Origin of the sequence: Vibrio sp. 10N.286.45.E10 (assembly GCF_002874195.2) — a bacterium.
In the GTDB taxonomy this organism is placed as follows: Bacteria; Pseudomonadota; Gammaproteobacteria; order Enterobacterales; family Vibrionaceae; genus Vibrio; species Vibrio crassostreae.
This window is the reverse complement of record NZ_MCWD02000002.1, coordinates 227183-251793: the sequence shown is the minus strand read 5'-3', so window position 1 is coordinate 251793 and position 24611 is coordinate 227183. Positions and strand designations below refer to the sequence as shown.

General features: G+C 43.6%; 22 protein-coding genes. 12 read left to right on the top strand and 10 right to left on the bottom strand.

What is annotated here, in order from left to right; genetic code table 11:
• Positions 1-6 precede the first annotated feature (6 nt).
• Positions 7-933, bottom strand: coding sequence for an urea transporter (locus BCU34_RS14255; RefSeq protein WP_102480514.1), 927 nt, complete (start codon positions 931-933; stop codon positions 7-9).
• An 80-nt stretch (positions 934-1013) separates the two neighbouring features.
• Positions 1014-1673: a pyridoxamine 5'-phosphate oxidase family protein gene (locus BCU34_RS14250; protein WP_048659053.1), complete on the bottom strand. Its 660-nt coding sequence runs from the start codon at positions 1671-1673 to the stop codon at positions 1014-1016.
• A gap of 90 nt (positions 1674-1763) precedes the next feature.
• Here BCU34_RS14250 and BCU34_RS14245 point away from each other — a divergent pair, with 90 nt between their 5' ends.
• The gene (locus BCU34_RS14245; RefSeq protein WP_102432677.1) at positions 1764-3221 is read left to right on the top strand and encodes a PLP-dependent aminotransferase family protein; all 1458 of its coding nucleotides are present in this window, start codon (positions 1764-1766) and stop codon (positions 3219-3221) included.
• Between the two features lie 46 nt (positions 3222-3267).
• Here BCU34_RS14245 and yjeH read toward each other — a convergent pair whose 3' ends face one another.
• A complete protein-coding gene (yjeH, locus tag BCU34_RS14240) occupies positions 3268-4533 on the bottom strand; it encodes an L-methionine/branched-chain amino acid transporter (RefSeq protein ID WP_102480515.1) in 1266 nt (421 codons plus the stop codon).
• Between the two features lie 256 nt (positions 4534-4789).
• Here yjeH and BCU34_RS14235 point away from each other — a divergent pair, with 256 nt between their 5' ends.
• From BCU34_RS14235 to BCU34_RS14225, 3 genes are all read left to right on the top strand, one after another.
• Positions 4790-5251 carry an Lrp/AsnC family transcriptional regulator gene (locus BCU34_RS14235; RefSeq protein ID WP_065675842.1) on the top strand — a complete coding sequence of 154 codons (462 nt, stop codon included), beginning with the start codon at positions 4790-4792 and terminating at the stop codon, positions 5249-5251.
• Complete coding sequence (locus tag BCU34_RS14230; RefSeq protein WP_102432679.1) at positions 5245-6165, top strand: LysR family transcriptional regulator; 921 nt, start codon at positions 5245-5247, stop codon at positions 6163-6165. Before BCU34_RS14235 ends, BCU34_RS14230 begins: the two co-directional genes overlap by 7 nt.
• Positions 6166-6292: 127 nt before the next feature.
• Complete coding sequence (locus BCU34_RS14225; protein ID WP_102432680.1) at positions 6293-6907, top strand: LysE family translocator; 615 nt, start codon at positions 6293-6295, stop codon at positions 6905-6907.
• A 115-nt stretch (positions 6908-7022) separates the two neighbouring features.
• Here BCU34_RS14225 and BCU34_RS14220 read toward each other — a convergent pair whose 3' ends face one another.
• Together BCU34_RS14220 and BCU34_RS14215 are read right to left on the bottom strand one after the other, a co-directional pair.
• Complete coding sequence (locus BCU34_RS14220) at positions 7023-8186, bottom strand: alpha/beta hydrolase (RefSeq protein WP_048659059.1); 1164 nt, start codon at positions 8184-8186, stop codon at positions 7023-7025.
• A gap of 53 nt (positions 8187-8239) precedes the next feature.
• The gene (locus BCU34_RS14215) at positions 8240-8470 is read right to left on the bottom strand and encodes a hypothetical protein (RefSeq protein ID WP_048659061.1); all 231 of its coding nucleotides are present in this window, start codon (positions 8468-8470) and stop codon (positions 8240-8242) included.
• Between the two features lie 274 nt (positions 8471-8744).
• Here BCU34_RS14215 and hcp point away from each other — a divergent pair, with 274 nt between their 5' ends.
• Both hcp and BCU34_RS14205 read left to right on the top strand, forming a co-directional pair.
• Positions 8745-10406: a hydroxylamine reductase gene (gene hcp / locus BCU34_RS14210; protein ID WP_102480516.1), complete on the top strand. Its 1662-nt coding sequence runs from the start codon at positions 8745-8747 to the stop codon at positions 10404-10406.
• A 120-nt stretch (positions 10407-10526) separates the two neighbouring features.
• Positions 10527-11582, top strand: a complete 1056-nt coding sequence (locus BCU34_RS14205; RefSeq protein ID WP_102480517.1) for a hybrid-cluster NAD(P)-dependent oxidoreductase — start codon at positions 10527-10529, stop codon at positions 11580-11582.
• 237 nt (positions 11583-11819) lie between these two features.
• On the opposite strand, the gene BCU34_RS14200 is transcribed toward BCU34_RS14205, so the two are convergent.
• A complete protein-coding gene (locus BCU34_RS14200; RefSeq protein WP_048608907.1) occupies positions 11820-13256 on the bottom strand; it encodes a glyceraldehyde-3-phosphate dehydrogenase in 1437 nt (478 codons plus the stop codon).
• Between the two features lie 923 nt (positions 13257-14179).
• On the opposite strand from BCU34_RS14200, the gene BCU34_RS14195 reads away from it, so the two are divergent.
• Positions 14180-16771, top strand: a complete 2592-nt coding sequence (locus tag BCU34_RS14195) for an ATP-binding protein (RefSeq protein WP_102480518.1) — start codon at positions 14180-14182, stop codon at positions 16769-16771.
• Here BCU34_RS14195 and BCU34_RS14190 read toward each other — a convergent pair.
• From BCU34_RS14190 to BCU34_RS14180, 3 genes are all read right to left on the bottom strand, one after another.
• Complete coding sequence (locus tag BCU34_RS14190; RefSeq protein ID WP_048659065.1) at positions 16768-17004, bottom strand: hypothetical protein; 237 nt, start codon at positions 17002-17004, stop codon at positions 16768-16770. The genes BCU34_RS14195 and BCU34_RS14190 overlap by 4 nt on opposite strands.
• Before the next feature lie 170 nt (positions 17005-17174).
• Positions 17175-17801 (bottom strand): D-Ala-D-Ala carboxypeptidase family metallohydrolase, encoded by a 627-nt coding sequence (locus BCU34_RS14185; protein WP_048659066.1) that lies wholly within the window; start codon positions 17799-17801, stop codon positions 17175-17177.
• A gap of 152 nt (positions 17802-17953) precedes the next feature.
• Positions 17954-18268, bottom strand: coding sequence for a DUF496 family protein (locus tag BCU34_RS14180; protein ID WP_004730049.1), 315 nt, complete (start codon positions 18266-18268; stop codon positions 17954-17956).
• A gap of 195 nt (positions 18269-18463) precedes the next feature.
• Between BCU34_RS14180 and BCU34_RS14175 the strand changes: the two genes are divergently transcribed.
• The 5 genes from BCU34_RS14175 to luxQ all read left to right on the top strand — a co-directional run bounded on the left by BCU34_RS14175 (position 18464) and on the right by luxQ (position 23669).
• On the top strand, positions 18464-18664 hold the full coding sequence (locus BCU34_RS14175; RefSeq protein WP_048659067.1) for a hypothetical protein: 201 nt from the start codon (positions 18464-18466) through the stop codon (positions 18662-18664).
• 63 nt (positions 18665-18727) lie between these two features.
• On the top strand, positions 18728-19384 hold the full coding sequence (locus BCU34_RS14170; protein WP_019823422.1) for a YceH family protein: 657 nt from the start codon (positions 18728-18730) through the stop codon (positions 19382-19384).
• Positions 19385-19699: a GIY-YIG nuclease family protein gene (locus tag BCU34_RS14165; RefSeq protein ID WP_102480519.1), complete on the top strand. Its 315-nt coding sequence runs from the start codon at positions 19385-19387 to the stop codon at positions 19697-19699. It begins immediately after the preceding gene.
• Between the two features lie 308 nt (positions 19700-20007).
• Positions 20008-21102 carry an autoinducer 2-binding periplasmic protein LuxP gene (locus tag BCU34_RS14160; protein WP_102480766.1) on the top strand — a complete coding sequence of 365 codons (1095 nt, stop codon included), beginning with the start codon at positions 20008-20010 and terminating at the stop codon, positions 21100-21102.
• Complete coding sequence (gene luxQ, locus BCU34_RS14155) at positions 21102-23669, top strand: quorum-sensing autoinducer 2 sensor kinase/phosphatase LuxQ (protein WP_102480767.1); 2568 nt, start codon at positions 21102-21104, stop codon at positions 23667-23669. Before BCU34_RS14160 ends, luxQ begins: the two co-directional genes overlap by 1 nt.
• Before the next feature lie 96 nt (positions 23670-23765).
• Here the strand turns inward: luxQ and BCU34_RS14150 are convergent, their stop codons facing one another.
• Positions 23766-24425: a PilZ domain-containing protein gene (locus BCU34_RS14150; protein ID WP_102480768.1), complete on the bottom strand. Its 660-nt coding sequence runs from the start codon at positions 24423-24425 to the stop codon at positions 23766-23768.
• Positions 24426-24611: the final 186 nt, after the last annotated feature.

Genomic DNA, 24611 nt, shown 5'->3' with positions numbered 1-24611 from the left:
ATGTTTTTAGGCTAGACTTCGTTTCTGTAACAAGCCTGATAAGTAAACCACAGCCCAAGTACTCAAAATGAAAGGCGCTGTTAATGGCAGCAGTGCCAAGGTGTGAAAGCCTAGGGTAATAAGGCAACTCAACAGCATGCCTAATAGGATTAGCGGCCAAGGAATTCGTGGATAGAGCACAAGTGCTAGAGTTGCAAGAATGGCGTTGTAGCCATAAAGACCTTGCTTGATCAGTTCGTTGTCAGCACCAACCAAAGAGCTAAATAGGGTACTAATAAACACCGCAAGCAGTATCCAAACAGCGTGCATGAAGCTGTTCAGTGCGATTGCGACCAAGATAACCAATCCGGAAAACTCATTATTGATAAAACTGACTTGGCTGATCCCTTTTAGCATGGTCACCACAAACGTTGGTAAGTAGTTTTTCACATCTGTACCGATATCAATGAGTGGCATCAACGCAATGCTTGATGTTGAAAATGCAGAAAGCTCGAAGGTTGATTGGACAACATAAATTCCCCAAGAGGTGATAACAAAGGCGCTGGTGTAACCGCGGTACTTTTTAAAGCTAAACACTATTTTAGCGATTGGTACGGTGAGTAGGGCACCGAAGACTGTCACAGCCGCTAGTATTGGGGTGACCCCAAAGAAGTTACCAATGAACAAACCGATCAGTGCGCCATTTAACGCATACATACCACTGTTAAGATCATGAGTTGGTTTGTTGTTGGTGTTAATGCTGTTATGGGTATAGCGAGCTAATATGTAGCTGCAGCTGACACCGAGTATAGTTAAACAAGCCAGTGGAATTGATTCAATAGAGATAGCTAGCAATAACAAAAGGGATGTTACAGCAGATGGTGTGAAATAGACTTGCCCAATACCATTGAGCAAGCCTTGAAGTGGAAGAGTGTCCTTATTCCTGTTCATCATCTGGCGACAGAATTTCATTATGCTAAATTTTTGATACGCCAGATTGTATACAATTATTCTTGGTTGACCATCTTCGTGTGTTAATTCTGATACCAACGTTCACCATAGGCTTGTTGGTAATCAGGTGTTTCAATAATACCTTCTTGCTCTGGCACTGTTTCTAGTGGCCCTACTACCGTTCGATAAGGTAATACGCCAGCCCAGACTGGGATATCCATATCAGTCTTATCATCATTCACGCCATGTTTACCAATTTTTACGGAGGCTTCTGTTAAAGGAATCGCCAATAGCTCGGTTGCGGTGAGCTCTTTATCATTACTTAGCCTGACTTCATCGGTTCTTCCCGGTGCGATTTGCTCAATAAAGATATTCAGCAAGCGATCCTTTTCTTGGTTGTCATCAATAACTGAAAAAGACCCCAGTACCACTGCAGAACGATAGTGCGCACTGTGATGAAATGCCGAACGAGCCAATACCCAACCATCGAACAGAGTGAACGTTAAGCAGGTTGGTTCTCCTTTCTTTAGCCCTTTCAGTAAGCGACTGTTTTTAGCCCCATGAATGTAGACCATGTCATCCACTCGCCACGCGAGCATCGGGATAACCATTGGGCCTTGTTCGCCTTGCAATGCAATGTGTGCGATTAAGCTCTCATCAATGATTTGGTGCAGTTTCTCTTGTTCAAATACGGCTTTGTGAGCCCCTTTTTTAATCGTGGTTCTTTTCGTGTTAGATAACATAATCGCTCCTTAATCATTGCCTTTTGATTAATGTAGCGATTAACTGGTCTATTAAATAGAGCCACTTTTAAACACTATTTGGATCCAGTTATGCAGCCTATCGATGTCGGTGATCTACAGTTAGACGAACAACACGACACGCGTCAAACCGCCTTGTTCCACGCGATAAGAGAGAAGATCGTTCAAGATTTATGGAGCAAGGGCAGTAAGTTACCTTCAACACGTAAGTTGGCCGTCGAGTTATCGGTGAGTCGAAATACAGTGATTTACGCGTACGAACAACTGGTCACTGAAGGCTATATCGAGAGTAAGCAAGGCTCGGGTTTTTACGTGTCGGTTGAACAGCCGGAGCATTTTCTCAGTTTGTCTCAGCCAAACAGTGTTCAGGATGTACAGGTTAGGCACGTAATAAGTAAGCCGAGTGCAAATATAGCGACACCTAACGACATTAACCGCAGCTTTGCCCCAGGAGTCCCTGACTTAGATGCGTTCCCTTATGCTAAGTGGCAGAGGCTGTTGCAACGCCACTCTGCACGTCAGAACATTGCGGGCAATCAAGAGGTTCAGGGAAGCTTGGCCTTGAGGGAAGCGTTGACCGGGTATCTTGCAAGCAGCCGTTCAGTTCATTGTAGTGCTGACAGAATCATCATAACCGCAGGTGCTCAGCAAGCTATCTCAATTGGTTTGATGGCGACGTTGGCGATGGGCGACAAAATCCTGGTGGAAGAGCCCGGTTATCGACAAGTGCATAAAATTATCGATCTGTTGAGGTTAGAGTTAGATGGCGTAAGTGTCCGTGAAAAGGTTGGATTAGATATTGAAAAAGTGTTGTTCAGTAATGCTAAGGCTCTGTATGTCACGCCGAGTAACCAATACCCAATGGGCACGACTTTAAATACTGAGCAACGCCTCAAGCTCATCGATTGGGCCAACAAACATCAGTCATGGATCATTGAAGATGACTACGACAGTGAGTTTCAGTTTGCACATCGCCCTTACACCAGTATGCAAGGCTTAGCGGGTAAACTCGGGTTTGATGACCGAATCATTTATGTTGGTTCGCTGAGTAAAGTCATGTTCAACGGACTCCGCTTAGGCTACTTAGTGGTGCCAGAAAGTCTGGTGGCGAAGTGTCTTGAGATTAAAGATGCACTCACTGGAGACACGGCGTCTCATACACAAGAAGCTTTGTCGGATTTTGTTCGAGAAGGTGATTTATTGCGTCATATCAGAAAGATGCGTCGTTCCTACAAACTCAAACATGAAGCGATGATAGAAGCGATTAAAAGTGAGTTTAACGGTGATCTTGAAGTGATCAGTCAGGCGGCAGGACTACATGTAACGGTGAAGTGGTACAACGGAATATCTGAACATGAGTGGAGCCGCAGAGCAGAGCTTGAAAATATCATCATTCGTCCGTTTGATTTTTATGAATACGGTTCGAGTGATGCTCGTGATTGGAGTGGGGCGGTGCTGGGTTTTGGAAATATACGTTTGGCTGAGATAAAGCCGAAGATCAAACAGATCGCTCGGCTTTTTTATCAGTAATATTGGTAGGGCTTGTTTACAATTTTCTGATTCATCACTAATCGAGTTACAACTTGTCGATAGAAACAGTGGGCTTACCCAACCATTTTCGCCAAGGGAGTGACAATGTCACAAAAATAGTCACGGCATAGAGCATCGACCAACTTAAACAGATAAACACTAAGGTACATATGACCAATGAGAGCATGGCTGTGTATCTAGATGCACCTGTCAGTAATCGGCAAGCCGCTAACATAGCGAGCAAATAAACCAAAACAAAAATACCATTGGCGAGTTTAAGAAAGAATTCAAGGTCCAAATTAGACAGTTCACCAATCACACACGAGATAAGCGCGATAAATCCAATTGCTAATGTTGGGTAAAGTGGTACGCCACGGCTGTTCAGTTGAGCCATTCTACTTGTAGGAGTGTGTTGGCGAGCTTGAGCCCAGATCATGCGAGACAAGCTTTGGGTATAAAGGTTTAGGCTGGCAAAACAAGCAAAGAAGCCAAGTACACTGATGACGGTTTTGAAGCCATTACCAAACAATTGTTCTGTTACCCAAGGGATGGATGCGGCATCGAATTCAGGTGAACCGTAAGCCCCCAGTTTAAGAATCACCACTGAACAAGCCCAGTACACTAACCCCGCAACAAAACAGCCTGCAATGATGGCGATTGGGAAGTCACGTTGTGGATTTTTGAACTCCTCTCCCATGTGAGCAAAAGCTTCTATTCCGACAAAGCACCAAAACATGACGGCTAAAGCAGCGCCGATGGACCACATAGAATCGGACGAGATGGTAGGGAGAGCCACATCGGTTACCGTGATGTCGGCTTTCCAAACAAAAGCGCTAACCAAGGCAAAAATCGATAAGGCAATCACCGTTTGCAAGCGGCCTGAAGACTTACTGCCCATCAAATTGACGGCAATCAGCAGAGCGACGGTAAAGGATTGAGCCCCAAGTGGTGTGTCGAGAGGTGAGTGTAATAACTGTTGAGCAAAACCTCCTGCCAGTGCAATGGCCGCTGGAATACCGACAGGAATAACACTCACAAACAACCACGCCACGCTTGTTTCTAATCGCTCGCTAAACGCCTGACGTACAAAGTAAGCTGTACCACCTGCATTCGGGTAGTGTTTTCCTAAGGCAGCAAAGGTGAGGGCGATCGGGCAAATGGCGATAAACAAGATTAACCATGCCAGTAGCGACAACTGACCTGCGATACCTGCAGCGATAGCGGGAATCATAAATAATCCAGTGCCTAGCAAGGTCGTAGAGAGTTGTCCTATTCCTGAGATCAGCGTGATCTCTTGTTTGAGTTGTGTCATTCGCTCTCCTAGCTATTGGCTTATTATATCGGCCTTCTTTTGCCTGTCTTCTGATGTTTGGGTGATGCTATGAATGAGAGCATACATTGTCGCCATCAATAATACAGCTAGCGAAACGTCGTAAGACACCGTCATTTTAACGGTATTAATCCGATTAAGCGTGAAAGTGTCGGCTGTCATAATGGCTGTTATAAGTAGGAAAGTTGTGTCAAATTAGGCGTTATAAATAGAACAATAAGTGGAAAGAATCAGAAGCATGGATAAATTTGATCGCCAGATTTTGGATATTCTCAAAACCAACGCTCGATGCTCAGTGAGTGATATCGCACGAGATGTCAGTCTCTCGCGCTCAGCTGTGAACGCCAGAATCAAGAAACTGGAAAGCGATAAAGTGATTACGGGCTACTGCGCTCAAGTGACAGAACCCAATCAAACGAAGAATGTGTGTGCTTATATTTTGTTGAAGTTCGACATGTCGAGCAGCGACCATAGTTGTGAGTCCTACGCGCAACGAATCCAGAGTATTGATGGTGTGCAGTGGTGTCACTCGATCAGCGGTGAGACGGACATGATGCTGTACGTTGAAGTGGAAAGCATGGAGCGTTTAAATCAAGTTCGCGACCAACTGCAAAGCTATCCAGATCTGCGTCACCTAATGACTCATACTGTGCTTACCGAGTTTTTTAACAAACTGAATCCGACGGTACATCCATGTTAGGCAATATCAACTTAAACCTACTGCGTTCGCTGCATGTACTTCTAGAAGAGTGTCATGTAAGCCGCGCAGCTCAACGCTTGCATATTACACAGTCAGCGGTTAGCCGCCAACTTAGCCAGCTAAGAGATTTGTGTGGCGATCCTTTGTTGGTTCGTGATGGTAACAAACTGGTTCCTACTAATCGTGCTCTTCAGCTTAAAGATAAGCTCGATGACTTGCTTGGAGAGTTTGATCACCTGTTAGACGATAAACCCTTTGAGCCACGAGACTGGCAAGGTGAGTTGGTGTTGTCTTCGAGTGATTATGTGGCTCAGTATATTCTTCCTGTGATTGTTGCAGAGGTGTCCGCTGAAGCGCCGAATATCAATTTGGCTTATCGCCTGTGGCAGCCAAACTACCTTGAAGCACTGAACGAGTCGGGGATCCACTTAGCTTCTAGTATGTTTCCCACAAAGCCAGAGCATGTTTCAAGCATCAAACTTGGTGAAGACAAGTCGGTGTGTTTGATGCGCAAGTCTCACCCATTAGCTCAACAAGTGGTTTTGAGTGCAGAAGACATTGTTAACTACTCTCACATAAAGGTGACGGGGGGCGGAGATAAAGACAGCTACGCGGACATAGCATTGAAGAAGCAAGGACTTAAGCGAAGAGTCGCGCTACAGGTTCCGTTCTTTTCGTCGGCTGGTACTGTATTGATGCAAGACGATTACCTGATGATTGTGCCGGAACATATCGCCTATAACCTAGGTCGACACCTCGATACTACCTACTTTTCTTTGCCGTTTGATACGGAAATGCATACCTATTGGTTAATGTGGCACCCTAAATATGACAACGACTCTGCCCACAAATGGGCGAGAGAAAAGGCATTCCAAGCCATGAAAAAGTCGAGTTACAATATCAGTATGATTTGAAATCATAAGTGTAATGATAACCTTTGATTTCAAATGATACGTTCTGCGGATTATGGTAAGTGCCAAGTATTGAGTATTAAGCGTAGAGTGTTCAGCTGGAACGCTTTATTTTACTAGGAATGGAATGATGACAGTAACAATTTGGTTTTCTTTATTAGCGATTTGCTTGTTGGGTGCAATGTCTCCGGGCCCGAGTTTGGCGATGATCGCTAAGCACAGCTTGGCTGGTGGCCGCATGAACGGACTTATCGCAGCTTGGTCGCATGCTGCTGGTATCGGTATTTATGCGTTCGCAACCATTGTTGGTTTAGCCGTTGTGCTTGAGCAATCACCCATGTTGTTCAAAGGTATTAGTTTAGCGGGTGCTGCGTATCTGCTTTATCTCGGCGTGAATGCGTTGCGTTCGAAAGGTGGTGTTGCCGCGAAATTGGAAGCGGGGGAAAAGATGAGTTACATGCAGTCTGCTCGCGAGGCTTTCTTGATCTCTATCTTAAGCCCAAAGATTGCGCTGTTCTTCATCGCTCTGTTCAGCCAATTTGTTGCATTAGGTAATGAACTGAGCAATCAAGTGATCATTGTCTCAACGCCGTTGATTGTCGACGGCCTTTGGTACACTTTTATCACCTTGGTGCTGTCTAGCCCGTTGATTGTTGAACGTATTCGCTCAAAGGCGCAGCTGATTGACCGACTATCAGGTTTGGTGTTGATCCTGCTTGCTGTTCGTGTGGTGTGGACGATATAGCAGTAAGCGATAAGAGTAAGTTACGAGAAACGATACTCATTAAAAAAGGCTCACTAGACGTTATCTAGTGAGCCTTTTTGATTTCTATGGATTGGCTTCGACAGGTTTGAGCTTGTTAGCCTTCAGAATTCAGCACGGCATCTAACTTCGCCATAGAATCTGAGAAGTAGGGGTTGTAGGTCAAACGCGCATGGTTCTTCCCTTCTTCGCGATAGCCCCATGCTGAGTACCAAACTTCACTGGTTGCATTACATTGTTCTTCAAAGCCTTCAGCCTGACCATTAGAGCAGATCTTCTCGCTACCATTGATTCCGTAGTAAGGGTTGCTTGGTGAGAACAGTAAGCCCATGTGAGAGCCGTTCGAGATACGCTGATCTGGAATTTTCATGCTGTACTGAACAGCGCGAGGATCCTCGAGTGTCGTTTCTCCTTGCCAAACCAACACATTGTTTGGATTCGGCATCGATTCAGTAAATGCTTGCTGAACGTAGTTGGTGTCAATCACGCTGTCGCCTTCACTCATCATAATAAACACCGGCTTATCAAAGTGCTTATCTTCCAAGTCATTGCGAACGACTTCTGATGTCTCGTAGTAAACTGAAGCACCGTTCATTGGCAGTGAGTTGTAACGCAGCACATTATCTTCAGGATCTTGATCGGCCCAAGTAACAAAGTAGCTCGCTAGCTCTGCATATTGAACGGCTGACGAGCTCGGTTGAAACGCAGGAGAGAACAGCAGTAACCCAGAGATCTTTGGATCATGCATCGCCTGTGAAGTCACGAGATTCGCGCCGGTTGAATAGCCGCCTAGCCAAACAGAATCATACTCTTGCTCAAGTAATTTCGTATGATGAGCTACCACACCTTGCCAATCTTCTAGGCTCGGCTGCATTAAGTCACCCACGCGACTACCGTGACCCGGCAGTAACACGGTTCTCACTAAGTAACCTTGCTCAGCCAAATGGGTAGCGATGTCTTTAAATGAGTAGGGTGAGTCACCTAATCCATGAACCAGTAACACTGCCTTGCCGTTTGGCGAGGTTGGTTGATACTCGGTTGGTGAATTGAGTTGGATCTCGAGTTGTTTGTCTTCCGTCATGAACACACGGTTTTTCAATAACCAATCTTGTGTGTCATTGACGTAGGCATCAAAGCTGTCTTGCTGATAGCTAGGCAAATCTGGAGAAGTTTCGTAAGCGGGTATTGATGTCTCGTTGGAGCAACCAACGAGACTTAAAGTCGTTAAGGCCAGCAGTGCTAGGAGGGGCTTTCTTTGCATTATGTAATCTTGTCTCTGTTGTGCTTTCACTATGTCTGAAACTGAAGTTTAGATTATTTTCGGCTTGAAAGGTCTTCGTACTCACCTTCAATAACACCGGCATCATGGGTTGATGACTGACGAGTGTTCATATGAGCTGCGAAACCTTGTTTCTTCATTTGATTCTGAATGCGCTTGCCAGTGATTAAAGCTGCAATAGCCAAAGGAATAGCAAGGATCAAGCTTGTGAATAGCGCCAAAAGGCCAGTAAATAATGCAACAATCGTAACTAATATATTTTTCATATTCATTCCTCTTTTTCTATGTTGTTACTTTATCGCTTCTATTCTGAACGAAACATGAACGCCGTTAATTAATCTCGGAGAGTCACTATGACACGGATGTGTGCTCTTGGGGAGTTTATATGTAGTCATAATCACGCACTAAAAATATGGAATATATTTAAGTTTAATAAAATCAATGAGTTAAAAGTTGGCACGGTTGGTGCTCTATAGGGGTTGGAATAAGTCACTGTAAGCAAAGCACTTACAGCTAATAAAAATTACTGGAGCCCCTTATATGTTCTGTATTCAATGTGAGCAAACAATTCAAACCCCAACCGTAAAAGGCTGTTCTTTCGCACAAGGTATGTGTGGTAAAACTTCGGAAGTATCCGACCTTCAAGACGTGTTGGTGCATTCTCTTCAAGGTGTTTCTTTCTGGGCTAATTTAGGCCGTGCTTTTGATGTTATTGATACTGAAATTGATGAATGGGCACCAAAAGCATTTTTCGCAACATTAACGAACGTTAACTTCGATCCTGCTCGCATCATCGAATTTGCTCAGCAATCTCACGAGTTTAAGCAGCGTTTAGAACAACAAGTTCGAGCGGCAGCTACGTTGACCGGTTTTGAGATCCCAGCGCTTTCTGCTGCTGCTCAATTCGATCTTCCAACGGATTCGTCAGAGTTATTGGCGCTTGCCCCTCAAGCAGCGGTAAACCGCGGTCACGACTCTCAACACGAAGATGTGATTGGTCTTCGCCTTCTTTGCCTATACGGCTTAAAAGGTGCGGCAGCGTACATGGAGCACGCACGTGTTCTTGGTCAAACTGACAATGCTATTTTTGCTGAATACCACGAAATCATGGCGTTCCTAGGTACAGACCCATCAGACCTAAAACAACTGTTAGATACGTCTATGCAGATTGGCTTGATGAACTACAAAGTAATGGAAATGCTGGATAAGGGCGAGACAGATACATTTGGTCACCCTCAACCAACAACCGTGAATGTGAAGACGAAGAAAGGTCACTGTATCCTTGTTTCCGGTCACGACCTGCATGATCTAGAAAAGATCCTTCAACAAACAGAAGGTAGGGGCATTAACGTTTACACCAACGGTGAGATGCTACCTGCACACGGTTACCCTGAACTGAACAAGTACCCACACCTTGCGGGTAACTACGGCAGCGCTTGGCAGAACCAGCAAAAAGAATTTGCGAACTTCCCTGGTGCGATCGTAATGACATCTAACTGTTTGCTTAACCCTGATGTAGGCTCATACGCTGACCGTCTATTTACGCGTAGCATCGTTGGCTGGCCGGGTGTTGCTCACCTTGAAGGTGACGATTTCAGCGCTGTGATCGATTGTGCTCTTGCACAAGAAGGCTTCAAGCATGACGAGATCGAGCAAATGATCACTGTTGGCTTTGGTCGTAACGCATTGATGGAAGCAGCGCCTGCGGTTGTTGAGCAAGTGAAAGAAGGCAACATTAAGCACTTCTTCTTAGTCGGTGGTTGTGACGGCGACAAATCTGAGCGTAGTTACTACACAGATTTCACAGCTCAAGCACCAGAAGATTCAGTAATCCTGACCTTGGCATGTGGTAAATTCCGTTTTAATAAGAACCAATTTGGCGATATTAACGGTATCCCACGTCTGTTAGATGTTGGTCAATGTAACGATGCTTACTCTGCTATTCAGCTTGCTTTAGCACTGTCTAAAGAGTTTGACTGCGGCATCAACGAACTGCCTCTAACACTTGTTCTTTCTTGGTTCGAGCAAAAAGCGATCGTTATCCTGCTTACTCTGTTTGCTCTTGGTGTTAAAGGCATCTACACAGGCCCAACAGCGCCAGCGTTCCTAACAGAAAACCTACTAAAGATTATTCAAGACGAGTTCGATATGCGTTCTATCTCAACGCCAGAGCAAGATCTTAAAACAATCTTAGCGGCTTAATCTAAGCCAACTCCTAAGCCCCGTTGTTGTGACGTTTTTCAAAAACAGACAACGGCGGGGCTTTTTCGATTTAAATCCTTAGTCATTTAATCATCTAGTCATTAGCAAGGTACGCGAACTATGTATGCATGGTCGGATAGCGATTCAATCAATTTAGTGTGTTTAAAGAAATGGCATGAGACGCCAGATACGGTCAGCTTTGAGCTTGGCAGCATTCCACAAGACTTACATTTTAATTTTAAGCCAGGGCAATTTATTACTCTGGGTTTAGATATGCCGACGAAAACGGATTACCGTGCTTATTCAGTGGCTTCTTGCCCGGAAGATAACTGTCTGAAGTTGACGGTCAAGCGTGTGGAAGGTGGTTTGGTTTCGAACTTTATTGTTGATGAGCTTGATGAAGGTGATGAGGTTTCTGTGTTGAAGCCGGCAGGCGCGTTTAACTGTATTGATTGTATGCCAACGGCGACAAAGAAAGTAACGCTAGTTAGTGCAGGCTGTGGTATCACACCAGTAATGGCGATGGTCAAGTATTGGCTGTCTCAAGGCTGTGACATCGAGATTGATTTCGTCCACATGGCACGCAACAAGCTTGAGACTATCTACTTTCAAGAACTTCATCAGCTCGATGAATTACATGCGAATTTCAACTTAAAACTGCTGCTAAAAGACAACGAAGGAACAACGGCTCCTCAAGGTCGTTTAGATAAAAACTGGTTAGTGAAACTGAGCCCAGATATCTTAGAGAGAACGGTTTACCTGTGTGGGCCTGTAGGCTTCATGCAAGACATTGAAAGTTATCTGAAAGAACTTGAGTTCAACATGGATAACTTCTATCAAGAAAGCTTCACTCCTGCTACTCAGAATGCTCAATCAGAAGCGTCAAAAGCCGAAGTTGCTGACGATACGAATAGTGCTGTTAAGGTATTTGTGCCAGCGTTCGGAGCTGAAGTTGAAGCGGAAACTGGTACACCATTGGCGGATTCATTAGAAAAAGCAGGCGTTCCAATTATTATCGCTTGTCGCAGCGGTATTTGTGGTTCGTGTAAATGCAAAGTGACCAAAGGGTCTGTGGAATCAAGCAGCCAAGAGACATTGACGCCAGAACAGATTGAGCAGGGGTACGTGCTCGCATGTTCAAGCTCGATTCAGTCAGATGTTGAGGTTGAGTTATAACAGACGTGAAGCTGTGCAGGGTGATGAAGACAAGGTCTTGTCATAGCGATAAAGTTAGGGCGCTAGATGTAAAAAGGCCACCTAGATCAGTTAGAGAGAGCAGATCTAAGTGGCAACCCTCTTGTTTATACGGGGGAGTAAAACAAAAGGGGTTGCGAAGCCCATACAGACTTCGCAGATATAGTTATTATGTTGTGGAGCTTGTTGCGATGGACGTATCTACAAGAGCGAAGTTGATTAAACTTCAGGGTATGTCTTGTAGCGAACACCCATCATCTGTTCCATACAGTGAACAACTTGGCAGCTGTAGCCAAACTCGTTATCGTACCAAATGTACAGCACGGCACGGTTGTCTTGTGCGATAGTCGCCACACCGTCAACCACACCTGGGTGACGAGAGCCAACCAAGTCTGTAGATACAATCTCAGTTGAATCTGTGTAATCGATTTGTGCAGACAAAGCAGAAGACAGCGCCATTTCACGTAGGTACTCGTTCAACTCTTCTTTGTTTGTGCCTTTCTCAAGGTTTAGGTTTGCTACTGCCATTGATACGTTTGGCGTAGGTACGCGAATCGCATTGCCTGTTAGCTTGCCTTCCATTTCTGGCATTGCTTTTGATACCGCTTTAGCAGCACCTGTCGATGTCAGTACCATGTTCAATGACGCAGCACGGCCACGACGATCACCTGAGTGGAAGTTATCGATTAGGTTTTGGTCATTGGTAAATGAGTGAACCGTTTCGATGTGACCAGACAGTACGCCAAACTTGTCGTGAACTGCTTTCAATACTGGCGTGATTGCGTTGGTGGTACAACTTGCTGCAGAGATGATGGTGTCTTCTGGTTGAATAACATTTTCATTCACACCAAATACAACATTCTTGATGTCGCCTTTACCTGGCGCAGTCAGTAGAACCTTCTTCGCACCGTTACACGCTACGTGTTGGCTTAGGCCTTCCGCGTCACGCCATACACCTGTGTTATCAACCACAAGTGCGTTTTCAATACCGTAAGCCGTGTAATCCACTTCTTCTGGTTTGTTTGCGTAGATAACTTGGATGAAGTTGCCGTTTACGATGATTGCTTTACGTTCTTGGTCTACCACGATGCTGCCGTTGAACTGGCCGTGAACAGAGTCACGACGGAGTAAGCTAGCACGTTTTTCTAGGTCGCCATCTTTGCCGCCACGTACAACGATTGCGCGTAAACGAAGTGGGTAACCTGGGCCGCTTTTCTCTACAAGAATACGAGTTAGCAAACGACCGATACGACCGAAACCGTACAACACGACGTCACGAGGTTTCGTCATCGCGTCGCCTTCAAGCGAACCCATTAGAGCTGTTTGAAGGAAATCATCCATCGCGCTAAGGTCTTCGTGGTTTTCCCAGTACTGAGCTGCCAGACGACCAACATCAACGCGGCATGGAGACAAGCGCATTGATAGTAGATGCTGGATTATTGGTTGAGTTTGTTCTGCGGTTAGCGGTGAGCCAGTGTAACGTTTTGCGATGCGATGAGCTTTGATGATGTCGATAGTTGTCGCGTTAACTAGGGTCTTACCGAAGAGGATAACTTCTACGCCTTTTTGACGGTATAACTGACCTAAAGTTGGAGCGATGGATTCAGCAATGGTTTGACTAGTTTGCCAATCTAGGAGGTGCTTTTCGGGACTCATCTTTACTCGGGACCTTTCACGTTAAGTTTCTGCATTCATGGCGGTTGTAGGGAAGCCAATCAGCATAGGGGATTTGAGGCATCAGGCTGTGGTCTATATTGCCACTTAAATGTGCTTGATATGCCTTGTGTGTAACTTGTAATTTTTATGTGGCAGGATTGTAAGGTACGACGGGTTATTCTGCTAGGAAAAATAAATGTAGACAAAATATCTGTAAATTGACTTTATATTAGCCAAAAATCAAGGTTTCAACGTCGATAAAGACTATTGACTTTAACAATCTGTAGCACTTATTTTTCGTCAAAAAATACTCAAATCAAAATGTAGTATGTAATAAAGGTCATGGTGATCATTAAATGTGTGATCATTGACTCAGGTTACACGTAAAGAGTAAACGATAAATAAGGTAATCAACGTCCTTTCTTGTTCGACTTTTGAATAAGCGGAGTTCGAGTGCAAAAAGTCCATCACGCAAACGATTGGATGTCACAATTTTACCTGAATCATCTAATTATTTGTTATGGCAAGTCATCATTCTCAGTTTAGTTGAGTCGTAGTAAGTGGATGTTCACTTGTTATGTGGGTGATAACAACTGGAGAAAGTGTCTTTTGTTTACATCGTGCTTGCTTAAACCTTTCTCGTTTAGAGCTCATTTGTAGAAATCTCCCGCGCGTAAAGCTCACTTATTCCAAGTATGCTCCTTCGCTTTAAAGCTCCGTTCTGGATATCAGTTGGTTCTAATTTTTCGTTCTGGGCTCAGAGTAACGTTTGTTCATATCCAATTTGATCAATAACCCCTGTTAATGTCCTATCCTTAATCTGGGCTAGGTAAATTACTTTCGGGAAGGGAGTAGTTATAAAAATGATAAATATGTCAATTAGATGGCGTCTTATTTTTCTTTCTACGGTTTCTGTACTCATTATGTTTGGGTTTACAGTGAATGAAGTGCTTAAGAACGAAAAGAAGATGAATCACCTTGAAACAACCCGTATTAAGGTTGAAGCGCTTCAATCTTTTAATACGATTTCAAGTGATGCTTATCGATGGTTGGTTCTGTCTAATGACTCTTCAGAGAAAGGTCTGCTGCTTTTAAAACTGAAAACTGATTTGACTAGGCTAGCTCAATACGAGAAACAGCTTCAACAGTTCGACAGTAATTGGACTGTTGAACCACAGCTGGTTGAGCTTAAGAGTGTATTAGAGAGACTCGCCCGTGTAACCTCCAGTATTAACAGGGACGCATCACAGGTTACTGATAACAAAACGCAATTGACAGAGCGTGCCTTCGACTTGTTAAAAGGCGTGTTAATGGAGCTATCTGAATATCGTATTAACATTGTGGATGAAAAAGTCAGTCAAGCTAACGCGATGTTTATCAACCTTACTCATTACGTGTTCTGGACTCAGCGAGAAGCGTGGCTGAGTTACCGTTTGTATCGCTCTCCAGAGCTGATTGATCAATATTTATTGAGTTATGTTGGTGCTTTAGAAAGGCAGCAGCAGTTATTAGATACGTTTTTCCGATCAGGTAGTCGCTCGCCTGAAATTAGAAAGCTACTAAGTACGTTTTCTAAAGATGAATTTCAAAACCGATTTACCGATCGAATCCTCAAAGGTGACTTCTCTTCACCTGAAATATATGAACATGTGGAAGGTTTAGAACGAAAGAAGTTGGCGATTTCAAAGGCAGTGGGTGCTTATACCAAGCAATTACAGTTTGATCTGACCAACAATATAGCGCTACAAAAAAAGCAAACCCTGATCATGACCTTGCTTATTCTTGCCATTTCAGGTGTGTTGTTGTGGCTCGGTGTAGCAACGTCTCTTCGCTTAAATCGAAACTTATCGATTATCCTAAGAGGGGTATCTGAATGCGCAGATAGCTACGGTGAACCCAAGGTGATTCAGATTCAAGGGAACGATGAACTCACCGAGTTCACTGAAACTCTAAATCGAGTGATGGAGCGTAACTACTTTCACAATAAAGAGTTGATAACAGCAAAAGAAGACGCGATTTCGGCCAATAAAGCCAAAAGCGCATTTTTAGCCAATATGTCACATGAAATACGCACGCCACTTAACGGTATTATTGGCATGGCTGAGATCTTATCTCAAAGCCAACTTAGCGCAAATCAGCAAGAAGTATTAGGGGATATTGAATCGTCTTCTCACTCTTTGCTAGTCCTACTTAATGACATCCTCGACCTATCTAAAATCGAGTCGGCTAACTTGATGTTGTCACCACACAATGCTGATTTACGAGAGGCGGTCTATGACTCTGTAAGTGTGATTCTGTCGAAAGCGATAAGTAAGGATATCGAGCTCGACATCAATATCGACTATCAAACGCCGCAACAACTGTTTTTCGATGAGTACCGCGTGAGACAGGTGCTGACCAATCTGCTTTCGAATGCCATTAAGTTTACGTCCAAGGGCACAATTACCACGGACATTGCTTATACCCCTATGTCTATGGGCAGGGGTAAGCTGGAATGCAGCGTGTCTGATACCGGGATTGGGATTGAACCAGAGAAGTTAGAATCCATATTTGAACCTTTCACTCAAGAAGATGGCAGCATTACCCGCCAATTTGGTGGTACGGGGCTAGGGCTTGCGATTTGTCGACAGCTTGTTGATTTGATGGGGGGCTACATTACCGCACGTTCAGTGAAAGGAGAGGGCTCTACATTCACGTTTTGTTTGTATGTCGATGTTGTAGAAGCGCCTGTTCAAACTTTCGATAACCTGAGCCGAGCGACGATCATCTCGAACTCTTTCAATTACCTTGATCAGCTTGTTAAAGAGTGTGAGCGTTTGAATGTTCGAGCCAATGTGGTGTCATCCATTGCTGCCCTTAGTGAAAGTGTAAAAGAAAGCGACTTGATACTTTATTGTCATACCTTGCATCACTCGATGGAGAAAGATCTTGCGACGTTGAAGGCGATATATCCTCTTGCCCGCGTCATCGTGTGTCAGCATCACCTATTCAAAACCAACCTAATCACAGAAACTGTCCACTCGACTCATACCTTGCCATTCTTGGGCCGACGATTCTTAAACAGCTTACAATCGCTTGATGTCGGTGAAGAGCAAGCATCAGCGGTGGAACCAAAAGATGAAGAGGTTCGCTCTCTGAATCGACGCATTTTGATCGTTGAAGACAATCTGATGAATCAAAAAATAGCGAGCTTCTTCCTTGAGCAAGCGGGTTATGAGTATTTGATTGCCAGTAATGGCCAAGAAGCGGTGGACGTCATCACTCAAGGTGCTCAGTTTGATGCCATCTTAATGGACTGCATGATGCCTGTTATGGATGGTATAACGGCGACTCGTGCGATTCGACAGTGGGAAACCACTCAACAAGCTGCGCCATTACCCATTATTGCTTTGACCGCTAGTGTCCTGGAAGAAGACATTAAAGATTGTTTTGAAGCGGGCATGAACGCCTACTTGCCCAAACCTTATAAATCTCACCAGTTGTACGATCTTTTCAGTAGCCTTGATATCGTCTAGCGGACTTCTAAGCCAAGGTTGTATTGTGCAAGACAGCGACCTACATAACTGATTTTCAACAAGGCTGCGACTAAGATGGTGCTGATGTGGGCGACAATTTGAATCGGCAGTGAGAAGTGATTGGCCATTGGATAAGCAACTATAATACTGAGAAGCATAAGCAAGGTTGTGATAGCTAGACTGAAGTTTGAAACAGAAAGCAGAGTTTGAAAGCGTTGAGTCATCGTCTTCATATTGAATTCCTAATTGCTATTATTTTCTTTTGATACTTAGTAATAGCAATTAGCGTTCCATATTTAACTTTAATTAAATATCAATGGTTTAATAAAAATCCAGATATGGGTAGTGTCAAAAAGACATGGTCAATTGATGTGTCCATTTGACTTTTTGGTGTCTTTTTAAGTTACCAGTTTCTGAAGCCGCAAGTGTCGATATGGAATCGAACGCCGGCGTACAGGCCTAACCCTACGTTATTCTTCTGCCCGTATTCAGCGTGAATTTTTTTGAGTTTAACGTGCAAATCTGCTCGAGAAATACCGTTGGCTGGGACAAGATCTAAGGCGCAGAACTCTAAGTGTTTACTTTGCAGGGCACCGCCAGCTTGTTGATTGTAGAGTTTTGAACGTTCACCAGAAACAGGAATAACCACACCGATTTCAGGCTCGATGTATTCTTGAATGTACTTCAAGGTGTTGATCATGTTGGGTACATGTTTTTTGTTGGGGAGGGTAAACAAGGTGGTGTTACTCATTGCCCAGTCTGTTCCTTGCAACAACACCAGATGTAAAGGCATGCTTTGTGTGATTCCCGCATCTTTGAGCTGTTGTCCGATCTCTCTTACTTGGTCTTCTGCGTGATTTAGAAGCATCCAGCCACGAAATGCCGAGCGAGTCGGTACCTTGTAGCCATGAACATCCACCACGAGATCCTCGTAGGTGATTTCAGTCTCTTCGGTATACAGCCTTTCAAATTCTTCTGGGTAGGGTTGAGTCGTTGATAGCGCTAAGGTAATCAGGATGCTTGAGTACATAAGGTGGCTCCATTACTTACGTTGGCTTTGCTAGTAATATTTGAATCAGTAAATACGTAAGCTTAAGTATAGACACTGGAATTTATGTACAAAAAAACCCACTATAAAGAGTGGGTTACTAACATTATTACAAGTTAATCAGCGAGGTTAGATTACTTCTTACCTTGCGTTTGCTTGTCTTCTTCTGTTAGTTCACGAATGCGGCGGCTGATGTCACGGCGAGCTTTAGAAATCTCTGCGCTCTTGATGATGTGGTCATCAACACGGTCTTCGTAGTCAGCTTTCATATTCTTGATAATGCCTAGGATCTCGTCGTGAGTCATCTCTGGCTTGATGTAATCAAGTAGGTTATCAAGAAGGTCAACACGCTTGCGGTTGTCACGAACTTTCTTTTCGTTGTCTAGAAGTTCACGCTTAAGTTTGTTCTTACGTCGTGCTTGGTTAACAATTTCAAATACGCTGCTCATAGATTCCTTTTCCTATTCGTCAAATACGTTGTCTGGTTCTGATTAAAGCACATCAATTGATGATGTAACAGTCTTTAGATCAAAGCAAAAGTAAGGTTGTTTAATTATTCGTCACTCTCGCCGATGTGCGATTGTTTTTATCTTACCGATCAAGTTAGTATCCTATGTAGATACTGCATTGATACGATATGTGAAATGAATCAACAACAATTGGAAACAGAAGATTTGGGTGACGATGTTACTGAATCTTCGGCAGAGCAGAACAAGCTTCGTGATGCGTATGTACAAGAGCGTACTTATTTGGAAGTCGTGGAAATAGAGCTAAACCGTTCTAAGATCATAATGATTGATGAACAAGGCAGAAAGAAACGAGTACCGATTTTGTCTGAGCACTAGCCAGTATTGGCTGCATTGTTAAGTGTTGAGATGGAATTATCAAAATAATAAAAAGGAAAAACGATGAACACAGTACTTTCCCCAATTGAAGCGAGAATTATCGGTTGCTTGATCGAGAAAGAAGTCACTACTCCCGATCATTACCCACTGACACTGAACAGCTTAACCACGGCATGTAATCAAAAGAGTAACCGTGAACCTGTTCTCTCTCTTTCTGAGTCAGACGTTTTAGATGCGGTTGATGGTTTGATCGGACGTCGTATGGTGAGCGATGAAAGTAGCTTCAACAGCCGTGTTAATAAGTATCAGCACCGTTTCTGTAACACTGAGTTCGGTGATCTGCAATTTACAGAGCAAGAGCGTGCAATCATCTGTTGCATGCTGCTTCGCGGCGCACAAACGCCCGGTGAACTCCGTACTCGAACAGGGCGCCTTGCAAACTTTAGTGATGTGAAAGAAGTCGAAGCAACATTAGATAAGCTAGCTGCAAGAGAAGCTGGTGCGCTAGTGGTCAAGCTACCACGCGAAGCGGGTAAACGTGAATCACGCTACCAGCACTTATTGAGCGGTGAAGTGGATGTTGAAGCGTTTGCGACGGCATCAGTAAGCGCGGCTGCACCCTCTGCGACGAGTGAAAAGTTTGAAGAGCTTGAGTCTGAAGTAGCAAGCCTACGAGCAGAAGTGGCAGAGCTTAAGGCTCTGGTTGAATCGCTGCTTTAAATGTCAGGCGCTGATAAAAATGCGGATTGGGTCGTGTACTTGATCCGCAATCGTCACAATGCCCTTTATTGTGGCGTGACGAACAATCTTGAACGTCGATTTGAACAACATCAAACCGGTAAAGGCGCCAAAGCTTTAAAAGGTAAAGGCCCACTTAGGCTGGTTTGGAGTTTTGATGTTGGCTCAAAAAGTGAGGCGTTGAAAACCGAATACGCGATCAAGCAATTGCCCAAATCCCGCAAAGAAAAACTGGTATCACTCAAACTGATTATTGAGTGGCAACAAGACAAAATTCAATATATCGAAGTCTCATAATTCATAGCCAAAATATTTATTACTGATAAAATGTTAATAATGTAAAAGCCTACAATAATTATATTTAAATGCATGAATTTAAAGGTTAATTGTTCTTGCTGTTAATGGTCTGAAATCATGATTCAACTCGCTGCTCTTAATCTCTATTCAAAATTAACATATTACTCATTTAGAATGTCGTTCTAATTAGTGTTAGACGCTATCATTTATCATCGTTGTCCTACATAATATCCATTAGCCATACAAAGAGATGGTGTCATGCTAGGTTAAAAAATGAGTCAAAGTAGCTCATATAAAACGAGAAAAATATGAAACGTTTACTTATGTTGTTTGGACTTGCCGTATTTTCTGCGTCCGCTCTCTCCCACGGTACTCATGTCCTCAATGGATATTGGGAATACCAAGATTATCTTTCCAATTTTCCAGAACAAAAAGCATTGACCGATAAAATGGTCGAGGCTGTACAAAATCACCCTGTGCCACTGAGAAGAATTCAAGACGAGCCAATTACGATTTCTGTGGTGTATCCGGGTCAACAGATCTCGGATTACTGGGTTCGTAATATTCAAGCTTTTGAGAAGCGTCTCGATAGGCTGAAGATTCGCTACCAACTAAATCAAGTATTTACCCGTATTAATGCTGATCTCGCACAGCAGAGCATTTCATTGCAAGAAGCGATTGAAAACAAAACGGACTATTTGATTTTCACGCTAGATACCACGCGTCACCGCAAGTTTATTGAGCACGTGTTGACCTCCACAGATACTAAGTTGATTCTGCAAAATATTACGACGCCAGTGCGAGCTTGGGCGGATAGACAGCCATTTATGTATGTGGGCTTTGACCATGCTACAGGCAGCTTAAAACTGGCGGACTATTTTAAACAAGTAAGCCCACCAGACAGTAAGTATTCTGTTTTGTATTACTCACAAGGCTATATCAGTGATGCGCGTGGAGATACTTTTATCCATGAAGTGAATACTGATACTAACTTTACCCTTAAGTCTTCGTTTTACACCAAATCAAACAAAGACAGTGGCTACCAAGCGGCTAAAATCAGCATAGAGAACGATAAGGATCTAGACTTTATCTATGCATGCTCAACGGATGTTGCCCTAGGTGCAGCGGAAGCTATTCGCGAATCTGGTCGAGACATCTTAGTGAATGGTTGGGGAGGTGGCTCTGCTGAACTTGAAGCCATTGCGAGGGGCGACCTAGATGTAACTATCATGCGTATGAACGACGATACGGGCATTGCGATGGCAGAGGCGATCAAATGGGATCTAGTCGGTTTGGAAGTGCCTACCGTTTACTCTGGTGAATTTGAAATTGTGACCAAGGAAGATTCCCCAGAACGTATTTCAGAACTTAAACAGCGAGCATTTAGGTACTCAGGTCAATAATGAAGAAAAGCTACGCCAGTACACCTAGGAACACTTTAGCTAGACTCATTACGCGTATCGTTATTTTAGTGATAGGCGTGATGGCACTTGGCGTGCTTATTCATAATTATGAAACCAGCAGTAACATCGTAAAGCAAGAGACGAATCGAACGGTTCAGCAAACCTCAAGCCTGATCCAAAACATGTTTGATTATCGTTTGTCGGTGCTGCAAATCCACCAAGACAGTAGTTCACACAGTGACACTCTCAGAGAGTATTTTGATACGAGCGATGAAGAGGTGCTGAGCTACTTTTTCTTTGGTGTTGACCAACGTGAGCCTGATCATGCGCCAGATTTACGCTTTGTGGCTACCCATGATGGTTTGGCTTGGGAAGATGGTAACAGTCAATTTTATGGTTTAGATGAGTCCAGCTTAAAGCATATTTCTGATGAGGTTTCGTTCAGCAGTAATTGGCATTTTATTAAACTGAGGACAAATATAGGTAAGCGTCACTTGTTGGCTCGCCGTACCCCTATTGTTGATAACGCTACTGGGGAAGTCCTTGGTCAGCTCTATATCGCCATTGTGCTTGATAACAACTTCTCTTTGGCTGAGTCAATCCAACAGGGCAGTAATAGCGAAAATATCGTGATTGAAGCGCACGGAACACCTGTTACATCGACATTCAGTGGTGATGAAAGCTATACCATTACAGACATACTCAATTATCACATATACGAGCAGTTGCCTCGTCATTTTGTCACCATCGCAACCATTAAGATCAATGCTGTTGAAACTCCTTTAATCATTCGAGCTGTTCAAAAAAATAATAATTTCATTGCGTTAGAAGAGAATTATCAGCGTGCGATCATCGTGGTGATTGTGGTGATTATATTGATGTCATTCTTTGCGCGAACTTGGATTCAAAGAAGGGTTGCCGCTGAGTTAGATAAGCTGATGGATTTCACTCGTTCAGCAAGTGATGGTGAAGAGTACAACAAGTTCGATGGTTCTAATATTTTCGAATTTCATCATATTGGTTGTACCCTTGAAGACACCTTTGAGCGCTTATCAGAACAGAATCAAAAGTTTCAAGACCTCTTTAACTTTGCTCATTCTCCTATCTTGGTTTGGTCTGATAAAGGTGACTTGATTCAGATGAACCCCGCGGCTCGTATGGCGCTATTTGACGCCGATGATAACTATGGCCCAATCGCTCAAGAATTTGAGCATCGTATGTTGCCTAACATTCAAATGGTGGTTCAAGGTTCTAAGCTAACGGGTATTAATGTCCCCATTGGTGAAAAGGTGTTTCGCTGGAATATGTCTGCTATTCGCGTAGAACACGGCATCACAGGTGTGGTAGTGCAAGGACAAGATATTACTAAGCTTATCGAGGCTGAACGACAAGCCGATCGAGCAAGAGAAGAAGCAGAGCACCTTGCCAATGTACGTGCAGACTTTTTAGCTAAGATGAGTCATGAAATTCGCACGCCACTTAATGGTATTCTCGGTGTGTCGCAGTTGTTGAAACGCTCTATGCACAGTGAAGACAACCGCGATCAGGTGGATGTACTGTGTAATAGTGCGGAACATTTACTAGCGGTACTTAACGATATCTTGGATTTTTCAAAGATTGAGCAAGGGCAGTTCAATATTCAAAAGAAAAATTTCCGCTTAGGGGAGTTAGTTAATACCTTAGAAAGTATCTATCGCCCGCTTTGCGAGGATAAATCGGTCGCGTTCACTATTGTGAACCACTTGGCTGATGATATTGAAATCAACACCGACCAAGTGCGCCTTAATCAGATTATGTTTAATCTCGTGAGTAACGCTCTTAAATTTACTCATCAAGGCGGTATTTCTGTTAGCTTTGAACTTGAAAGTATCTTTAACTCAGAGCACGCCAGTTTAATCGTTCGAGTGAAAGATACCGGTATTGGTATTGATGAAAGTAAGATTGATGCTGTGTTTGAACCCTTTGTTCAAGCAGAAGAGACTACGACACGTGAGTATGGTGGGACAGGGTTAGGCTTAACGATTGTAAAAAGTTTGGTCGATATGTTGGAAGGGGACATTCAAGTTCGCAGCGAGATAGATCAAGGCTCGGAGTTCATTATAGAAATCCCTGTGATCGTGCTCGCCAAACCGCTATTGGCTGAGGCCAAACAACAAGCAGAAGTTGAACCGCAGGCATTGTTTAGTCGACCTTTGGATGTGTTGTTGGTGGAAGACAATCACACCAACGCGTTTATTGCGCAGGCTTTTTGTAAAAAATATGGCATGGTCGTGACTTGGGCAAAAGATGGCTTAGAAGCAATAGAGATGGCTAAGATGATAAGTTATGATCTGATCTTGATGGATAACCAACTTCCTAATCTCGGTGGTGTTGAAACCACTCAGCAACTAAGAGATGAGATGGGTGTGTCAGCCCCAATTTATGCATGTACCGCAGATGCTCAAGAGTCAACAAGAGACAGTTTTATGGCCGCTGGGGCGAATTACGTGATTGTAAAACCCATTAAAGAACAATCACTACATCAGGCCTTTGTGCACTTCAAAAACTCATATTGGAATGAGGCTTAGCTAAACAGTTGCATGCTGAAACACTGGTTTGCTCAAGCTGCGGTTTACTTAAGTCGCGCTTTAAAGAGGTAGTGTTTCGAAGCGGAAATTTAAAGCCTAAATAGAGCCTGCTACAAAAGCTTGCTCTAAAAGCAGCGTTTTTAGCTCGTCACTCATATCTAAGTGCTCGGGGAATTGGATGCCGAATAGCCAACCCTGTCCCTGTCTTTTCTTACTCACTACTTTGTAAACCAAGTCGCTATCTAAGTGTTCATTCAAGAGAGAGTTGACCTTTATTTTCCAGCCTACGTCGATATCTGATTGCTGAGTAAGATAGATCCCGCAACCTGACACTGAAAAATCAACCAGAGTTGCATCCAATGACAAGGTGTCAAAGGTCACTTCACAGTTGAGGCGTACCTTGTATCTTTCGTGTTCTCTGATTGGTTTAGTGGCAAAGCTTGAAGGTGGGCGCAGGAAGATAAGATGCGCGGGTGAGGTGATATGAGCCAATACATTGGTCTTAAATGCGACGATGTGACCAAGCTCAGTATCGGTAATGGCGCGAACTATAGTATCGACATTGATGAGCTTTCTGAGTGTCAGTGCTTCGGTCGCTTTTTGTGACAGTTCAAGGATAAGGTACTGATCTTGTTTGTGTCCGATATAGAGCGTACTGATCTGGATTGAATCGTCTGGGCCAAATTCCAATACACCTGCTGTTTTTGTACCTGGTTTTAGGTATCTGAACAGTTCTAAGTTTTTATCTTTATGCATATTCGTTACTGAACAATGTTAACCATCTGATAAAATAATATAACGTCCTGATAAAACTATGTCATTAGTTTCATTAAGGTAATTAGCCGTGTACAACAAAAAAAATGACGAGCTATCCTAAGTAAACAACGGCTTACTCTTGTCGAAAAAAAAGATACACTGCTGTACATTACTTACTTGATGGAG

Coding starts and splice junctions, on each gene's coding strand:
- BCU34_RS14215 (WP_048659061.1), bottom strand. CDS start 8,470: ATGAAAAATATATTAGTTACGATTGTTGCATTATTTACTGGCCTTTTG.
- BCU34_RS14245 (WP_102432677.1), top strand. CDS start 1,764: ATGCAGCCTATCGATGTCGGTGATCTACAGTTAGACGAACAACACGAC.
- BCU34_RS14255 (WP_102480514.1), bottom strand. CDS start 933: ATGATGAACAGGAATAAGGACACTCTTCCACTTCAAGGCTTGCTCAAT.
- BCU34_RS14190 (WP_048659065.1), bottom strand. CDS start 17,004: ATGAAGACGATGACTCAACGCTTTCAAACTCTGCTTTCTGTTTCAAAC.
- BCU34_RS14150 (WP_102480768.1), bottom strand. CDS start 24,425: ATGCATAAAGATAAAAACTTAGAACTGTTCAGATACCTAAAACCAGGT.
- BCU34_RS14180 (WP_004730049.1), bottom strand. CDS start 18,268: ATGAGCAGCGTATTTGAAATTGTTAACCAAGCACGACGTAAGAACAAA.
- BCU34_RS14225 (WP_102432680.1), top strand. CDS start 6,293: ATGACAGTAACAATTTGGTTTTCTTTATTAGCGATTTGCTTGTTGGGT.
- BCU34_RS14235 (WP_065675842.1), top strand. CDS start 4,790: ATGGATAAATTTGATCGCCAGATTTTGGATATTCTCAAAACCAACGCT.
- BCU34_RS14195 (WP_102480518.1), top strand. CDS start 14,180: ATGTTTGGGTTTACAGTGAATGAAGTGCTTAAGAACGAAAAGAAGATG.
- BCU34_RS14170 (WP_019823422.1), top strand. CDS start 18,728: ATGAACACAGTACTTTCCCCAATTGAAGCGAGAATTATCGGTTGCTTG.
- BCU34_RS14200 (WP_048608907.1), bottom strand. CDS start 13,256: ATGAGTCCCGAAAAGCACCTCCTAGATTGGCAAACTAGTCAAACCATT.
- BCU34_RS14220 (WP_048659059.1), bottom strand. CDS start 8,186: ATGCAAAGAAAGCCCCTCCTAGCACTGCTGGCCTTAACGACTTTAAGT.
- BCU34_RS14205 (WP_102480517.1), top strand. CDS start 10,527: ATGTATGCATGGTCGGATAGCGATTCAATCAATTTAGTGTGTTTAAAG.
- BCU34_RS14175 (WP_048659067.1), top strand. CDS start 18,464: ATGAATCAACAACAATTGGAAACAGAAGATTTGGGTGACGATGTTACT.
- BCU34_RS14250 (WP_048659053.1), bottom strand. CDS start 1,673: ATGTTATCTAACACGAAAAGAACCACGATTAAAAAAGGGGCTCACAAA.
- BCU34_RS14160 (WP_102480766.1), top strand. CDS start 20,008: ATGAAACGTTTACTTATGTTGTTTGGACTTGCCGTATTTTCTGCGTCC.
- hcp (WP_102480516.1), top strand. CDS start 8,745: ATGTTCTGTATTCAATGTGAGCAAACAATTCAAACCCCAACCGTAAAA.
- BCU34_RS14165 (WP_102480519.1), top strand. CDS start 19,385: ATGTCAGGCGCTGATAAAAATGCGGATTGGGTCGTGTACTTGATCCGC.
- BCU34_RS14230 (WP_102432679.1), top strand. CDS start 5,245: ATGTTAGGCAATATCAACTTAAACCTACTGCGTTCGCTGCATGTACTT.
- luxQ (WP_102480767.1), top strand. CDS start 21,102: ATGAAGAAAAGCTACGCCAGTACACCTAGGAACACTTTAGCTAGACTC.
- BCU34_RS14185 (WP_048659066.1), bottom strand. CDS start 17,801: ATGTACTCAAGCATCCTGATTACCTTAGCGCTATCAACGACTCAACCC.
- yjeH (WP_102480515.1), bottom strand. CDS start 4,533: ATGACACAACTCAAACAAGAGATCACGCTGATCTCAGGAATAGGACAA.